The sequence below is a fragment of the Kitasatospora sp. NRRL B-11411 genome (assembly GCF_000721345.1).
In the GTDB taxonomy this organism is placed as follows: domain Bacteria; phylum Actinomycetota; class Actinomycetes; order Streptomycetales; family Streptomycetaceae; genus Kitasatospora; species Kitasatospora cineracea.
This window is the reverse complement of the sequence record NZ_JOGH01000020.1, coordinates 71132-86147: the sequence shown is the minus strand read 5'-3', so window position 1 is coordinate 86147 and position 15016 is coordinate 71132. Positions and strand designations below refer to the sequence as shown.

The following is a 15016-nucleotide window of genomic DNA, read 5'->3' as shown; positions in this document are numbered from 1 at the left end:
GCGGGTGCCCCGACGGGCGCCCCGGAGGACGCCCCGGAGGACGCCCTGGACTGGGCGGATGCCCCGGGCCCGCAGACGTCCCGGGCTGACGCGCGGGCCGGGGCGGCCGCACAATGTCGGTCGATGCCCGACCGCTCGCACCACCCCTGGAGCCGCCCCGTGCCCCCGCAGCCCGACGCCATCGACGCGCTGGACGGAAAGCTGATCCGGCTGCTCGCCGAGGAGCCGCGGATCGGCGTGCTGGAGTGCTCGCGCCGCCTGCAGGTGGCCCGCGGCACGGTGCAGGCCCGGCTGGACCGGCTGCAGGCGCGCGGGGTGATCGGCGGCTTCGGCCCGCAGGTGGACCCGGCGGCGCTCGGCTACCCGGTGACGGCGTTCGCCACCCTGGAGATCTCGCAGGGGCAGGGCGCGGACGTCCGGGCGCACCTGGCGGCGGTGCCGGAGGTGCTGGAACTGCACACCATCACCGGCCACGGGGACATGCTGGTGCGGATCGTGGCCCGTTCGAACGCGGACCTGCAGCGGGTGATCGACCGGGTGGTCGGGTTCGACGGGATCGTCCGGGCGTCCACCGCGATCGCGCTGGAGAACCCGGTGCCGTTCCGGGTCCTGCCGCTGGTGGAGCAGGCCGCCGGGGGCGGCTGCTGACCGGGCCGCCGCCGGTCCGCCGGGCGCGCCTCCCGGATTCGGCCGATTTTTGGCATATGCCTCTGCCCGTGCACGCAAAGATCGCAGCCATGAGCATACGTACCGCACCCGCCGCGTACCCGCCGGCTGCCCCGACGTCAGCACCGCGCCCGCACCGGCCCGTCGGGGACCGGGGGGCGCGGCGATGAGCCGGCTCACCGAGGCGCCGACCCTGATCGCCTCCGCGCAGCGCGCCCTGCGGCTGCTGGAGGCCGCCGCCCGGCACCCGTCGGGCGCCACCGCCAAGCAGCTCGCCCGGGACACCGGGCTGGCCCTGGGCACCACCTACCACCTGCTGCGCACCCTGGTGCACGACCGCTACCTGGAGCGGCGCGAGGGCCGGTACCGGACCGGCCCCGCGGTGTCCGGGCTGACCGGCCGGAACGGGCCCGAGGGCCCGGCGCCCGGCCCGTCCCGGCCGGGCGGGCTGGACGGGCTGCTCGGCCGGATCGCCCACCAGCTGTCCGCGGCCGTCCACTTCGCCCGCTACAAGGACGGCGAGGTGGACCTGGTCGCCGCGGCCCCCGCCCCCGGCGCCCCCACCGCCGACCCGCGGCGCTTCCGGTCCGGGGCGCACGCCCACGCGGCCGGGAAGACCCTGCTGGCCCTGATGTCCGCCGAGGAGCGGCGCTCCCACCTGGCCCGCTACCCGATGGTGCCGTTCACCCCGTACACCCTGCGCGAGCCCGCCCACCTGCCGCTGCTGCCCCGGCACGGGCCGCAGCGGGCCGCGCCGATCACCCAGTACCGGGAGTACGCGCTGGACACCGCCGGGGCGGCGGTGCCGCTCGTGCTGGGCGGCGACCTGGCCGCGGTCTCGGTGGCGCTGCCGATGGCCCAGGCGCACCGCTTACCGGAGATCGCCGCCCTGCTCCGGGCCCGGGTCGGCGACGACCTGGTGGCCGCCGCGTTCGGCCGGTAGCGCCGGGAGCGCCGTACGAGGGGGACGGGCGCACGGGGGCGCCCCGCCCGGTCCCGTCACCGGCTCCGTCACCGGCTCCGATCCGCCCGCCCGCTCGCCCGCCGGGGCCTTCCGCCGCCGGTGACGGGGCGTCAGCAGTGCGGGACGGCGCCGCCGCTGTTCAGCGCATCGAGCGCGGCGATCGAGTCGGAGAGGGTGTCCACCGGCACCAGTTGCAGGCCGTCGGGGGTGTTGACCTTGCCCTGGGCGCACTCGCTGCGCGGCAGCAGGAACACCGTGGCCCCGGCCGCGCGCGCCGCCTGGGTCTTGAGCGGGATGCCGCCGACCTGGCCGACCCGCCCGTCCGCGTCGACCGTGCCGGTGCCGGCCACGTTCCGCCCGCCGGTCAGGTCGCCGCCCCGGCCGTTCCCGGCGATCTTGTCGACGATGCCCAGCGCCAGCATCTGGCCGCCGCTCGGGCCGCCGATCCGGCCCAGGTCGATCTCGACCTTGACCTGCTCCGGCGACAGGTGCAGGTAGTTCAGCGCGGCCAGGGTGGCGCTGTCCTGGGACTGCGTCATCTGCTGCTGGGTGGCCTCGTCGGCCTTGCCGCTGTCGCTCTCCGGGTAGACCTCCTCGGTGGGCACCACCGCCCGCTTCGGGTCGGCCCAGGCCGCCAGCGAGTCCCACAGGGTGTTGCGCTGCCCCGGGTTGGTGGCCTCGACGGTGACCACCCGCAGCTGGCCGGTGGTCTCGCGCTGCGGCGTCCCGCTGACCCGGATCACCGGGTTGCTCCCGTTGTACGCGCCCAGGGTGTCGGCGGTGTCGCCGGGCGACTCCAGGGTGAAGGGCAGCGGCACGAACGCGGCCACCGCGAACAGCGCGAGCACCGGCAGCGCGCACAGCGCGAGCGCGCGGGTGCGCGGGGCGGTCAGGGCCGGGGGCAGGTTCTGGGAAGGCACACCCCGCATCCAAACACACCGCGCGGCCCGGCACGGACGGCCGCGCGGATCGGCCGGGGGCCCCGGGGCGTCCCGGGGCCGGCGGGTTCAGCGCAGCGCGTCGGCGACCTCGGTGGCGGCCTCGACCACCCGCGGGCCGACCCGCTCGGGCACCAGGCCGTTGAGCATCACCACGCCGACGCTGCCCTCGATGCCGCTGAGGCCGATCAGCGCGGCGGCCGCGCCGCTGGCCCCGGACTGCTCCTCGGCCCGGGTGATCACGCAGCCCTGCTCGGGGCGGCGCTGGCCGGGGAAGCTGCGGGCCTCCAGGATGGCCCGGCCGGCCGCGCTCTCGGAGAGCGGGTGCCGCAGGCCGGTGCGGTAGGCGACGTGGAAGTCCGTCCAGGTCGGTTCGACCACGGCGACGGCGAGCGCCTCGTTGCCGTCGACCAGGGTGAGGTGAGCGGTGGCGCCCAGGTCCTCGGCGAGCGAGCGCAGCGCGGGCAGCGCGGCCTCGCGCAGCAGCGGGTGGACCCGGTGGGCGAGCCGGAGCACCCCGAGGCCGACCCGGGCGCGGCCGCCGATGTCCCGGCGGACCAGGCCGTGCTGTTCCAGGGTGGCGAGCAGGCGGTAGACCACCGTGCGGTTGACGGCGAGCCGGGCGGCCAGCTCGGTCACCGTCAGCCCGCGTTCGGAGTCGGCCAGCAGTTTCAGTACCCGGACACCTCTGTCCAGGGTCTGGGAAGTCTCAGCAGTCACGAGGCGCCAGGTCCTTTCCGCGGCAAGTCCGACCCTACGACAGAACTGCCGTGAGCCGCACCGGAATTGGTCGCGCGCAGGAAGGGTGTCCGGCGCGGGAGTCCGGCCTCGGCGACGTCGACGGGACGCGGGGCTCCGCGGTACCCGTCCGGGCTGATGGGTGGGTCCCGGACGATTGTGGGGAGACGCTAATGAACGGGGCCGCCCGGTGGAAGTGGTTGTCCAAAATTCGGGCAGCATCGATGGAAAGTCGTGATGAAAAATCGGATAAGGCACTCATAACTCGCGCCGCAAGCACTCAAGCGTCCGATATCAGTGCGCCGCCGGGTCGGCGGGTCCGGCGGCCGGGCGGCTCAGAACAGGTTGCGGCCGACCGTCCAGAGCACCGCGCCGACGAGCAGCGCGGCCACGGCGCGCGGGCCCATCCGCAGCCGCCAGTGCCGCCCGGCCAGCCCGTGCCGCAGCCGCACCGCGAACCAGGCGGCGACGAACGGCAGGGCCAGCAGCAGCGCGGCGTTGTCGTGCCAGGCGGCGGCGAGGTCGCCGTGCAGGAGGTCGTACGCCATCCGGGTGCCGCCGCAACCAGGGCACTGCAGGCCGGTCAGGCGACGCCACGGGCAGAACGGCAGCACCTGGCCCGACCGGTGCGGGTCGCGCGAGTAGAGGTACGCCGCGCCGGCCAGGCCCGCGGCGAGCAGGCCGAGCGGGCCGGCCGCGGGGTGGCGCAGCAGGGCCGGGGAGCGGCGCGGCGGGCGGGGCGGGCCGGTGGACGGCCGACGGCCGGCGCCCCCGTCGCGGTCGTCCGCGGGACGGGGGTGCCGGCCGGCCGGTTCGGTGGGCACGTCAGGGGCGCAGCAGGCGGCCCTGCGCGTCGGTGCGGGTGTCGCTGACCAGGAAGATGATGCCGTCGATCAGCGCCCAGAGGCCGAAGCCGCCGCAGGTGAGCAGCTGGGCGACGCCCATGCCGACGTGGCCGGTGTAGAAGCGGCCGATGCCGAGGCCGCCGAGGAAGATCTGCAGCAGGCCGGCGACGAGCTTCGACTTGTCGGACAGCTCGGGGTTCTGGGCGGGGTACGCCACGGGGTGCTCCTCAGGGGTTGCGGGCCGGCAGGCCGCGTGGACGGCGGCGCCGACAGGTGTGACCGCATGCCGAGGCGTCCCCATGTGTGGTGTCCCCCCAGCACCGGCACGCCGCAGATTAGCGGATCATGCGATCACATGTCTCCACATTCCCTTTGCCAAGTGTTGAAGGTGTGGAGCCGACGACCCGTCAGCCCTGGGTGGCCCACTCCCGGATCCGGCCGATCCGCGCCTTCAACTGGTTGGCGGTGGCCTGCGCGGTGAGCGGCCCGCCGCACTGCCGGCGCAGCTCGTTGTGGATGGTGCCGTGCGGCTGCTCGGTGCGGTGGTGCCAGGCGGCGACCAGCGCGTTCAGCTCCTTGCGCAGCTCGCGCAGCTCCTGGTGGGTCACCACCGGGCGTTCGTCGGCCGGGAGTTCGAGCAGGTCGGCCTCCTCGGCGGGCTTGGCCTTGGAGCGCTGGATCTGCCGGTGCTGACGTTTCTGCAGCAGCATCTGCACCTGGTCGGGTTCGAGCAGGCCCGGGATGCCGAGGTAGTCCTCCTCCTCCTCGCTGCCGGGGTGCGCCTGCATGCCGAACTCCATGGCGTTGTACAGCACCCGGTCGAAGACCGCGTCGCTGCCCAGCGCCTCGTAGGAGAACTCCTCGGTGCCGGTGTCCGCCCCGTCGTTGGCCTTCTCGGCCTCGGCGAGCAGCCGGTCCTCCTCGTCGAACAGGCCCTCGCCCTCCTTCTTGGGCCGGTCCAGGACGTGGTCGCGCTGCAGCTCCATCTCGTTGGCGAAGCCGAGCAGCATCGGGATGGTCGGCAGGAACACCGAGGCGGTCTCGCCGCGCTTGCGGGCGCGCACGAAGCGGCCGACGGCCTGGGCGAAGAACAGCGGCGTGGAGATCGAGGTGGCGTACACGCCGACGCACAGCCGGGGCACGTCGACGCCCTCGGACACCATCCGGACGGCCACCATCCAGCGCGAGGTGCCCTCGGCGTAGTCGGAGATCCGCTGGGAGGCCTCGGCCTCGTCGGAGAGCACCAGCGCGACCTTCTCGCCGGTGATCTCGCGCAGCAGCTTGGCGTACGCGCGGGCCACCGTCTGGTCGGTGGCGATCACCAGGCCGCCCGCGTCCGGGATGCCCTTGCGGACCTCGGTCAGCCGCCGGTCGGCGGCCTGCAGCACCGCCGGGATCCACTCGCCCTGCGGGGCGAGCGCGGTGCGCCAGGCCTGGGCGATCAGGTCCTTGGTCATCGGCTCGCCGAGCCGGGCCTCCAGCTCGTCGCCGGCCTTGGTGCGCCAGCGCATGTTGCCGGAGTAGCTGAGGAAGATCACCGGGCGGACCACGTGGTCGGCCAGCGCGTGCCCGTAGCCGTAGGTGTAGTCGGCGATCGACTTGCGGATGCCGTCGCTGCCCGCCTCGTACTGGACGAACGGGATCGGGTTGGTGTCGGAGCGGAACGGGGTGCCGGTGAGGGCGAGCCGGCGGGTGGCCGGCTCGAACGCCTCGAAGCAGGCCTCGCCCCAGGACTTGGAGTCGCCGGCGTGGTGGATCTCGTCCATGATCACCAGCGTCTTGCGGGCCTCGGTCCGGTTGCGGTGCAGCATCGGGTTGACCCCGACGCCCGCGTACGTGATCACGATGCCCTGGTAGTCCTTGGACAGCGGGCCCGAGGAGTACGCCGGGTCGAGCCGGATCCCTATCCGGGCGGCGGCCTCGGCCCACTGCTTCTTCAGGTGCTCGGTGGGCGCGACCACGGTGACCTGCTGCACCAGGTGGTTGTGCAGCAGGTAGGACGCCAGGGTCAGGGCGAAGGTGGTCTTGCCGGCGCCCGGGGTGGCGACTGCCAGGAAGTCCCGGGGCTGCTTCTCGATGTACTGGTCCAGCGCCCCCTGCTGCCAGGCCCGCAGGCTGGCCGCGGTGCCCCAGGGGGCGCGGCCCGGGAAGGCCGGGGAGAGGTGCGCGGCGGCGGAGGTGCCACTCGGGCGGGGGTGGGTGCTGTCGGCGTGCGAGAACAGCGGGGCCATCGAGGAGGAGGCGGCGGTAGTCACGGTCTCCGAACAGGGTCGTCGCAGGTCAGGGCCCATGTACGGCCCTTCCCCCGCGGGCGGCGGGCGGTCGTGGAACCCGCCCAGCCTAGCCCCTCCCGGAGCCCGGTCGGCCGCCGCGGCACGCCCCTGTGGCGTGCGTCCCACTGCGGCCGGGCGCTCGTCACCGGACCTGCACACGGCCCGGCCGGGCGTCCGGGGCAGCCGCCTCCGGCACCGGCCGCGGATGCGTCCGGCCGCCGGGGGAACCGGCCGCCGCGGGCCCGCCGGGCGGCGGCGCCGCGCTCCGGCCGCGCCGTCGCGGCCCGCCTACCCGCGGGCCTCCGCGGACCCCTCGCGCCCTTCGCCGGTGCCCGGCCGGGCCGCCGCCGGGTGCGCGCCGACCGGCAGCGGCCGGCGCGGCGTCCAACCGGAGACCGCGCGGTCGGAGGTGTCGCGCAGCGCGGTCCGGGCAGCGGACCGGTCGTCCTCCCGGCCGGCGACCCGGGGGCGCACCTCACAGCCCGCCGCGGCCTCGATCCGCCGCTCCGGGCCGTCGAACGGGGACAGCAGCAGCGCGGCCAGCAGCGCCGCCGCCCCGGCCAGCCGGAGGTTGACCCGGCGCAGCAGCACGAGGCGGCCCCGGCAGTCGGCGCAGTCCGCCAGGTGCCGCCGGACCCGCCGCCCGGCCCGGCCGCGGGCCTGCCCGGCGAGCGCCGCCCAGTGCGCGGCGCAGCCGGGGTCGCGCGGGGCGCCGGGGTAGGCCCGCAGGTAGGCCAGCCGCAGTCCCTCCCGGGCCCGGTGCAGCAGGACGGCGGCGGCGCCCCGGCCCAGCCCGAGCCGGTCGCCGACCTCGCCGGGCGGCAGTCCCTCGACCTCGGAGAGCCACAGCGCCCGGGCCCAGCGCGCGGGCAGTTGGGCGAGCAGGCCGCGCATCCGGTCGGTCTCGGCCACCCGGGGCGCCGGGTCGGCGGCCTCCCCGCCGCCCCGCTCGGGCAGCGTCCCGGCGGCCCGTTCGCGCACCGGCGCGGCCGCCAGGTGCCGGACGGTGGCGGCCAGGTAGGCCCGCGGGTCCTCGATCCGGTGCCCGGCGGCGAGCCGCCGCCACACCCGCAGGTGCGCCTCGGCCACCAGGTCCTCGGCCCGCCAGGGGTCGCCGCCGGTCAGGCCGCGGGCGTACCGCAGCAGGCCGGGGTGGTGGCGCCGGTACAGCTCGGTGTACACGGCGAGCGGGGCCCGCCCGGCCGTCCGCACTCGTTCCTCGATGGTCACGGCCCTCCCCGGGGTCGCCGGACGGGCGGTCCACGGCGGCCCGGGCGGCTCCCGCGATCCTGCCCGGCGGGCCCGCCGCTGCCCATGGGGGGGCGCGGACCGGCGGCCCGGAATACCCGGGTTGGTCCACCCGGGTGTGACGCAGATCACTGAAGGAGGGGCCGGAACCGGTGTAATCCCTTCCGCCCTTCCCGACTCTTCCTCACCGGGGAGCGACACCGGTCGCACCCGTACCAGCACGCACCTTCGGGAGGAACCGCCGTGTCCGCAGCGCCCGCGCCGGTCGAGCACACCACGCACGCCCGGCTGATCGTCAGCACCCACCGCTCCGCGCTGCTGCGGGTGACCCTGCACTACCGGGCCGACGACCCACTGGCGGTCCGGATGGTCTTCCCCGCCGAGTACGCCCTGGAGCCCGACCCGCTGGACGACCCGGCCGACCCGTACGGCGACCAGTACGGCGACCCGGCCGACCCGTACGCCGACCTGCCCGCCGAGCCGTCCCCCGAGCCGTCCCCCGGGCCGGCCGACGGGGTCGAGTGGGTGTTCGCCCGCCAGCTGCTGGCCGCCGGGCTGGACCTGCCCAGCGGCGAGGGCGACGTCCACGTCCGCCCCGCGCTCGGCACCCGCACCGTGGTCGAGCTGCGCTCCCCCGAGGGCGTCGCGCTGCTCCAGTTCGACCGGGCCGACCTGCGCCGCTTCCTGTGGCACAGCTACCTGGCGGTGCCCGAGGGCCGGGAGCTGAGCCACCTGGACTGCGACCGGGCGCTCGCCGAGCTGCTGGCCTGACCGGCCGCCGTCCTGGCGGCGCGCCCTCACGCACCGTCAGGACGGCGGCCGCTCGGGCCCGACGGCTCCCGGCCGCGCGACTCCCCCGCCCGCTCAGGCCCGCTGGGTGCGGACCAGGTGGGCGTAGACCACCACGTTCCCGTCGTAGCCGCCCTCCCGGGTGAAGCCGCCGCCGCAGGTGATCAGCCGCAGCTGGGCGTCGGGGGTGGCCGCGTACACCTTGCGGTCGGGGAACCCGCTCTTCGGGTAGACCTCGACCCCGTCGACCTGGAACCAGGCGGCCGCCCCGTCCGCCCGGGCGACCTCCAGCTGGTCGCCCTTGCGCAGCGAGCCCAGCCGGTAGAACACCGCCGGGCCGTGCGCGTTGTCGACGTGCCCGGCCAGCACCGCCGCCCCGCTGGAGCCGGGCGCGGCGCCGTCCCGGTACCAGCCGGCCAGGTTGCGGTCCTCCTCCGGCGGCGGCTGCAGCCGGCCCTCGCCGTCCAGGGCGAGCCGGGCCACCGGCGCGTCCACCCCGAGCACCGGGATCCGCACCCGCACCGGCGGCGAGGGCGGCAGCGCGGGGACGGCCGGGCCGACCGGGGTGCCGTCGTACGCCTGCGCGGCGGCCGGCGCCGGCGGCAGGGTGCCGGTCAGGCCGCCGTTCAGCAGCCAGGCGCCCGCGACGACGGCTCCTGCGGCCGCCACCGCCCCGGTCCACGTCCGCTCGCCCACCGCACGCCCTCCGTCCTCCGCCGACTCCGGCCCGCCCAGTTCACCCGGGTGCCGGGGCCCGGGCACCCGGTGGGTTCTGTCCGGGTGACGCGCCGTCAGCGCGGCGGCGGCCGCGCCGCAGCCGGGGCCTGGTCAGGAAGCCCTCGGCCAGCGCGGTGGCCAGGCCGATCGCGGGCAGCTCGGAGGGCTTCTCGTACAGCACGTAGCGCGGCTCCCAGACCGGCCGGTAGCGGGCGTTCGCCCGGTACAGCGACTCCAGCTGCCACCAGCGGGACAGGAACCGCAGCACCCCGCGCCACAGCCGCAGCACCGGGCCCGCGCCCAGCCGCGGCTCGAACGCCTCGCGGAACATGGCGAAGTTCAGCGACACCCGGGCCGTCCCGAACTCCCCAGCGCGGCGCAGCAGTTCGGCGACGGTGTACTCGACCAGGCCGTTGTCGGACTCCCGGTCGCGGCGCATCAGGTCGAGCGAGAGGCCGTCCGCGCCCCAGGGGACGAAGGAGAGCAGCGCGGCCGTCCGCCCGGCCCCGTCGCGGCACTCGGCAAGCAGGCAGTCGCCGTCCGCGGGGTCGCCGAGCCGGCCCAGCGCCATCGAGAAGCCGCGTTCGGTGCGGCCGTGCCGCCAGGCGTCGGCGAGCCGGACCAGGTCGGCGAACTCCTCGGCGGGGACGTCCCGGTGGCGGCGGACCACGACCGTGTACCCGGCCCGGGCCAGCCGGCGGCAGGTCTGCCGCAGACCGCGCATCTCCCGGCCCTCCAGGGTGAAGCCGGCCGCGGCGACCACCGCCTCGTCGCCCAGGTGCAGGGCGCGCAGCCCGGCGGTCCGGACGTAGACGGTGCCGCCGCGCTCGCCGGCGCCGGTGACGGCGGGGATCCAGGCGTGCGCGCGGGCCCGGCGCAGCCACTCCTCGATCGCCTGCGGCCAGGCCTCCGGGTCGCCGACCGGGTCGCCGGAGGCCAGCGCCACCCCGTTGACCACCCGGTAGGCGACGGCGGCCTTGCCGCTGGGCGAGAAGCACACCGACTTGTCGCGGCGCAGCGCGAAGTAGCCGAGCGAGTCGCGTCCGCCGTGCCGCTCCAGCAGGGCGCGCAGCGCCCGTTCGTCCTCGGGGCCCTGTCCCTCGGCGCCGTGCGCGGAGCGCAGCAGGATCCGCAGGGTGAGCAGCAGCAGGGCGGTGGCCAGCAGGTTGAGGCCGAGGTCGACCCAGCCCGGCACGTCCACGTCGGTGACCCGGAGCACGCCGGAGACGGTGACCAGCCGCAGCACCGCGTACCGGGCGGCCTCGCCCCAGCCGGGCACCCCGTCGGTGTGCGCGAGCCGGACGGCGACGGCGCCCAGGCCGGTCAGCAGCGCGCCGCCGAGCAGCAGCACGGCGGCGGCCAGCGGCAGGTTGCCCCGCCCGCCGCGGACCCGGAACACCGGGCGGGCGGCCAGCAGGGCCAGCAGCAGCGCCAGGGTGAGGGCGGCGGAGACCCAGTTGAACGGGTGGGCGCGGTACTCGGGGAAGGCCAGCGCCAGGGCGTAGACGGCGGCGTGCACGGCGGTGACGGCCAGCGCGGCGATCCAGGCGGCCCGCTTGCGGCGGCGCAGCATCACCGCGAGCAGCCCGGTCAGCAGCGCGGTGGTGAAGCCGGAGGTGACCAGCACGGGGGTGAAGTACTCGCCCCGGTCGGCCCGTTCGACCTGGGCTCGGAAGGGGGCGACCAGCGCGCCGAGCAGGTTCAGCAGGGTGGCGATCCGCAGGTACCAGCGGGCCGCCGCGGCGCAGCGCAGCCGCCAGCGCGCGGGCGGCCGCCCGGGCACCGGCTCGGCGGGCACCGGATCGACGGGCGCGGGCTCCGGCGCCGCGGCTTCCGGCGGGGCCTCCGGGTCGGCGTCGGGGGTGCCGGCCACCAGGTCGTACGCGGCGGTCTTGACGGCGACCAGGCGGCGGTGGATCCGGTCCTCGCGGCGCTCGGCGCGGGCCAGCCGGCGGGGGCGGGAGCGGTAGCGCCAGCGGGCCCACGGGCTGGCGGGGCGGGCGAGGCGGACGGCGCCGACCAGGGCCAGCGGCCAGAGCATGATGCCCAGCAGCCCGGTCCAGGTCTTGCCCTTGAGCAGGCTGACCACGACCAGCGCCAGCAGCACGGCCGCCCCGGCCAGGGTCGGCCCGTCGGGGTGCCGGGCGAAGCCGCCGAGCGGGAGTTCGCCGACCAGCAGCAGTCCGATCGTCGCGGCGGCCAGCATCACGGCGTCCACCGAGGTGCGGCCCTGGGTGGACCAGTAGACATCCTTGAGGTGCAGCACCAGCGCGAACTCGTCCAGCACCAGGCCCGCGCCGACGCCGAACCCGAAGCCGAGCAGGTTCCACCAGTCGCCGCCGTCGCCGCGCACCGCGAACGCGGCGACCCCGCAGACCAGCAGCAGGGTCTGGCCGAACACCACGTGGTGGATGTGCAGCCCGCCCGGGGCCACGTTGCCCGGCCACCAGCGGACCCGGGCCCGGATCATCCGGGTGCTGAGCCGGATGAACAGGAACGACAGCACCAGGCCGAGCAGCAGCAGGAACAGCGGCTCCCGTCCGGTGTCGACGATCCGGTCGCGGTAGGCGTCGATCAGCGGCTGCCACATCGGCGGGTGCGACCTCCGTGTCTGCGGGTGCGTCGGGCGGCGGGGTGCGCCGGCGGGTGCGTCGGGCGGGCTGGGTGCGTCGGACGGTACGGGCGGGCCGGGCCGTGCGCCGGTCGCCCTGACGTCCAGTCAACTCCCCGGCCCCGCCGCCGCCCCGGCCCGGTGCGCCGAACAGGTGAGCGTCCCGGCGTGGCGTCCCCCGGTCATCCGTACCGGGGGCGTGCTTACCGGCGCGGCGCCCGGACGCGTGCCATGCTGAGGCCGACTCCCCCGGACGACGCATCTCTCCATTTCATCTGATGGACCGTTCATCCGGCCGGTGACTTCCCCTGACTCCCTGGTGAACGGATGTGAGACATGGACGCCCTCTCCCGCAGGACGCTGCTGGCCGCCGGTGCGGCGACCGCCGCCACCCTGGCCGCCGGCTGCGCCAGCACCTCCGGGAGCGGGGGCTCCGCCCCGCCCGCGCAGGCCGACGGCCTCGCCGCGAACGGCAGCCCCAGCGCCGTCCCCAAGCCCCCCGCCACCCTGATCGGCGACGGCTCCACCTCCGACACCGGCCCGCAGCCCCACCAGCCGCAGGCCGTCCCGCTGGAGGCCGGCCAGCGGCCCCCGCAGTTCGTGGTCTTCTCCTGGGACGGCGCCGGCGAGCTCGACAACCAGCTGTTCAGCCGGTTCCGGAAGCTCGCCAAGGAACACGACGCCACCATGACCTTCTTCCTCAGCGGCATCTACACCCTGCCCGAGTCGAAGAAGACCCTGTACCACCCCCCGCAGCACTCGATCGGCGCCTCCGACATCGGCTACCTCAGCGACCAGCACATCCGCGCCACCATCGAGCAGGTCAGCGCCGCCTGGCTGGACGGCCACGAGATCGGCACCCACTTCAACGGCCACTTCTGCGGCGCCAACGGCGGCGGCAAGTGGTCCCCCGAGGACTGGGACAGCGAGATCCAGCAGGCCATGGACTTCGTCATGAACTGGCGCACCAACACCGGCAACACCGAGCTCCCCGCGCTGCCCTTCGACTACCGCAAGGAGCTGATCGGCGGCCGCACCCCCTGTCTGGAGGGCCAGCGCGGCCTGCTCCCCACCGCCGTCAAGCGCGGCTGGAAGTACGACAGCTCGGGCCCCGGCGGCCTGCAGATGTGGCCGCAGAAGTTCGCCGGCGGCGCGCTGTGGGACATGCCGCTGCAGTCCATCCCGTTCCCCGGGCACACCTTCCAGGTGCTCTCGATGGACTACAACATCATGTACAACCAGTCCGGCGACAACACCAAGGGCGACCCCGGCAAGCAGGCGTTCTGGCAGACCCAGGCCCGCGACTCGTACCTGGCCGGCTTCGACCGCGCCTACAACGGCAACCGGGCGCCGTTCATCATCGGCAACCACTTCGAGCAGTGGAACGGCGGCATCTACATGAACGCCGTCGAGGAGACCCTCAAGCAAATCGCCGACAAGCCCGAGGTCCGGATGGTCTCCTTCCGGCAGCTCGTCGAATGGCTGGAGGCCCAGGACCCGGCGGTGCTCAAGAAGCTCCAGGCCCTCCCCCCGGGCCAGGCCCCGAAGGAGGGCTGGAACGCCTACCTCGGCGGGTCCGGCACCCCGGCCAAGGGCGCGGCCTCCCCGTCCGTCCCGGCGGTGGCGGGCGGCAAGTAGCCCCGGCCCCACCCCCGGCCCTCGGCTCCACCCCGGCCCTCGGCTCCACCCCGGCCCCCGGCTCCGGCCGGGCCGCGCTCCCCGCCCGGGCGCGGCCCGGCCGGAGCCGTCCGTCAGGCCGCGGCCTTCGCCGTCGCCCGCCCCGACAGGACCGCGCCGACCAGCGCGACCGCCGGCATGGTCAGGAACACCGCGGCGAACGCCCCCGCCGGCAGCGCCCCGCCGTCCGCCGCCGTGCCCACCGCGCCGCCGCCCAGGGCCGCGAACAGGACGCCCGCCAGGCCGGTCAGCAGCACGTTGCCCAGCGCGTCGCTGAGCTGCAGGGCCGCCGAGTTGCCGCCGGTCTCCTCCGGCTCGGACAGCTTCATCATCAGCACGCTGATGCTGGCGATCGCCAGGCCCATCCCGGCGCCGCCGACCGCCCAGAACACCGCCGTCACCCACACCGGCACCGCCGGGAACAGCACCAGCGCCGCCCCGCCGACCGCCACCGCCGTCGCCACGAAACCGGCCCGAATCAGCGCCGCCCGGTGCCGGTCCGCACCCGGCCGCCCCTGCAGCCAGGACCCGAACGCCCAGGACAGCCCGCCCGGCGCCAGCGTCAGGCCCGCCATCGTCACCGACAGCCCGCGCTGGGTCTGCATCATCAGCGGGATGAACAGCTCCGACGCGAAGAACGCACCCGCCGCGACCCCGCGCAGCAGCATCACCGTCGGCAGCCCGCGCGCCGCCCGCAGCGTGCCGCGCGGCAGCAGCCGCAGCACCGCCGGGCCCATCAGCACGAGCCCGGCCACGGCCGGCAGCGGCGCCCAGGCGTCCAGCCGCTGGCCCGCGTACTGCAGCAGCGCCGCACCGACCGCGACCATCGCCGCGTCCCGGGTGCGCCGCCAGTCGTACCGGCCCGCCCGCACCGGCGGCTGGGACCGCTCCGAGCGGCGCAGCGCCGGCCCCATCACCGCGAGCGGCAGCAGCACCAGCACAGGCACCGCGAGGAACACCCAGCGCCAGCCGAGGTGCTGGGTGACCGCGCCGGAGATCACCGGGCCGAGGATCGAGGGCAGCACCCAGGCCGCCGAGAACGCCGCGAACACCGACGGCCGCAGCCGCTCCGGGAACGCCCGGCCGACCACCACGTACAGCGCGACGATCACCAGCCCGCCGCCCAGGCCCTGGACCGCCCGGCCCGCGACGAACATCCACATGTTCACCGCCGTGCCGGCCGTCACCAGCCCGGCGGCGAACACCGCGATGCCGCTGAACAGCGGGGCGACCGGGCCGCGGCGGTCGCACCACTGCCCGGAGACCACCATCGCCAGCAGGGTGGTGGTGAAGTACCCGGAGAACGCGAAGGCGTACAGGCCGATGCCGTCGAGCTGCTGGGCGGCCGTCGGCATCGCGGTGTTCACCGCCGTCGCCTCGAAGGCCAGCAGCAGCACCACCGACACGATGCCGAGGGTCAGCGCCCGCCAGGGGCCGCTGAGCACTCCGCCGGTGCCGTCGTCGCCGGGGAGGAGGGGATGCGGGGGCGCTGCCGTTTCGGCCTGGGAGGTGCTGGTCACCTCGACATGGTAAGTGCCGTTGCGGCAGTT

The 15016-nt window shown here is 76.0% G+C and carries 13 protein-coding genes; 4 read left to right on the top strand and 9 right to left on the bottom strand.

Translation table 11 applies throughout. The annotated features are described in order from the left end of the window. Positions 1 to 123 precede the first annotated feature (123 nt). On the top strand, positions 124 to 648 hold the full coding sequence (locus IH44_RS0112865) for an Lrp/AsnC family transcriptional regulator (protein WP_051816831.1): 525 nt from the start codon (positions 124 to 126) through the stop codon (positions 646 to 648). 184 nt (positions 649 to 832) lie between these two features. Then, positions 833 to 1609 carry a helix-turn-helix domain-containing protein gene (locus IH44_RS0112860; protein WP_030459637.1) on the top strand — a complete coding sequence of 259 codons (777 nt, stop codon included), beginning with the start codon at positions 833 to 835 and terminating at the stop codon, positions 1607 to 1609. A gap of 131 nt (positions 1610 to 1740) precedes the next feature. Here IH44_RS0112860 and IH44_RS0112855 read toward each other — a convergent pair whose 3' ends face one another. The 6 genes from IH44_RS0112855 to IH44_RS46460 form a co-directional block, all read right to left on the bottom strand. Further along, positions 1741 to 2559: a hypothetical protein gene (locus tag IH44_RS0112855; protein ID WP_051816830.1), complete on the bottom strand. Its 819-nt coding sequence runs from the start codon at positions 2557 to 2559 to the stop codon at positions 1741 to 1743. A 78-nt stretch (positions 2560 to 2637) separates the two neighbouring features. After that, positions 2638 to 3288, bottom strand: coding sequence for an IclR family transcriptional regulator (locus IH44_RS0112850; protein ID WP_030459635.1), 651 nt, complete (start codon positions 3286 to 3288; stop codon positions 2638 to 2640). 353 nt (positions 3289 to 3641) lie between these two features. After that, positions 3642 to 4019 (bottom strand): DUF2752 domain-containing protein, encoded by a 378-nt coding sequence (locus IH44_RS0112845; RefSeq protein WP_030459634.1) that lies wholly within the window; start codon positions 4017 to 4019, stop codon positions 3642 to 3644. A gap of 112 nt (positions 4020 to 4131) precedes the next feature. Then, positions 4132 to 4368: a TM2 domain-containing protein gene (locus tag IH44_RS0112840; RefSeq protein ID WP_030459633.1), complete on the bottom strand. Its 237-nt coding sequence runs from the start codon at positions 4366 to 4368 to the stop codon at positions 4132 to 4134. Positions 4369 to 4558: 190 nt separating this feature from the next. Next, positions 4559 to 6382 carry a DEAD/DEAH box helicase gene (locus tag IH44_RS0112835; RefSeq protein WP_030459632.1) on the bottom strand — a complete coding sequence of 608 codons (1824 nt, stop codon included), beginning with the start codon at positions 6380 to 6382 and terminating at the stop codon, positions 4559 to 4561. 330 nt (positions 6383 to 6712) lie between these two features. Beyond that, positions 6713 to 7654 (bottom strand): RNA polymerase sigma factor, encoded by a 942-nt coding sequence (locus tag IH44_RS46460; RefSeq protein ID WP_198544982.1) that lies wholly within the window; start codon positions 7652 to 7654, stop codon positions 6713 to 6715. A gap of 261 nt (positions 7655 to 7915) precedes the next feature. On the opposite strand from IH44_RS46460, the gene IH44_RS0112825 reads away from it, so the two are divergent. Beyond that, on the top strand, positions 7916 to 8443 hold the full coding sequence (locus IH44_RS0112825) for an SsgA family sporulation/cell division regulator (protein WP_035954889.1): 528 nt from the start codon (positions 7916 to 7918) through the stop codon (positions 8441 to 8443). Positions 8444 to 8536: 93 nt separating this feature from the next. Here IH44_RS0112825 and IH44_RS0112820 read toward each other — a convergent pair whose 3' ends face one another. Beyond that, the gene (locus IH44_RS0112820; protein WP_030459629.1) at positions 8537 to 9157 is read right to left on the bottom strand and encodes a class F sortase; all 621 of its coding nucleotides are present in this window, start codon (positions 9155 to 9157) and stop codon (positions 8537 to 8539) included. 40 nt (positions 9158 to 9197) lie between these two features. After that, on the bottom strand, positions 9198 to 11768 hold the full coding sequence (locus tag IH44_RS0112815; RefSeq protein ID WP_081966865.1) for a phosphatidylglycerol lysyltransferase domain-containing protein: 2571 nt from the start codon (positions 11766 to 11768) through the stop codon (positions 9198 to 9200). Between the two features lie 357 nt (positions 11769 to 12125). Between IH44_RS0112815 and IH44_RS0112810 the strand changes: the two genes are divergently transcribed. Continuing rightward, positions 12126 to 13427, top strand: coding sequence for a hypothetical protein (locus IH44_RS0112810; RefSeq protein ID WP_030459627.1), 1302 nt, complete (start codon positions 12126 to 12128; stop codon positions 13425 to 13427). Between the two features lie 113 nt (positions 13428 to 13540). On the opposite strand, the gene IH44_RS0112805 is transcribed toward IH44_RS0112810, so the two are convergent. After that, positions 13541 to 14986, bottom strand: a complete 1446-nt coding sequence (locus tag IH44_RS0112805; RefSeq protein WP_030459626.1) for an MFS transporter — start codon at positions 14984 to 14986, stop codon at positions 13541 to 13543. Between the last annotated feature and the right edge of the window lie 30 nt (positions 14987 to 15016).

Excerpts from the sequence above, each read along its gene's own strand:
- IH44_RS0112855 (WP_051816830.1), bottom strand. The coding sequence starts at position 2,559 with ATGCGGGGTGTGCCTTCCCAGAACCTGCCCCCGGCCCTGACCGCCCCG.
- IH44_RS0112835 (WP_030459632.1), bottom strand. The coding sequence starts at position 6,382 with ATGGCCCCGCTGTTCTCGCACGCCGACAGCACCCACCCCCGCCCGAGT.
- IH44_RS0112865 (WP_051816831.1), top strand. The coding sequence starts at position 124 with ATGCCCGACCGCTCGCACCACCCCTGGAGCCGCCCCGTGCCCCCGCAG.
- IH44_RS0112815 (WP_081966865.1), bottom strand. The coding sequence starts at position 11,768 with ATGTGGCAGCCGCTGATCGACGCCTACCGCGACCGGATCGTCGACACC.
- IH44_RS0112860 (WP_030459637.1), top strand. The coding sequence starts at position 833 with ATGAGCCGGCTCACCGAGGCGCCGACCCTGATCGCCTCCGCGCAGCGC.
- IH44_RS0112810 (WP_030459627.1), top strand. The coding sequence starts at position 12,126 with ATGGACGCCCTCTCCCGCAGGACGCTGCTGGCCGCCGGTGCGGCGACC.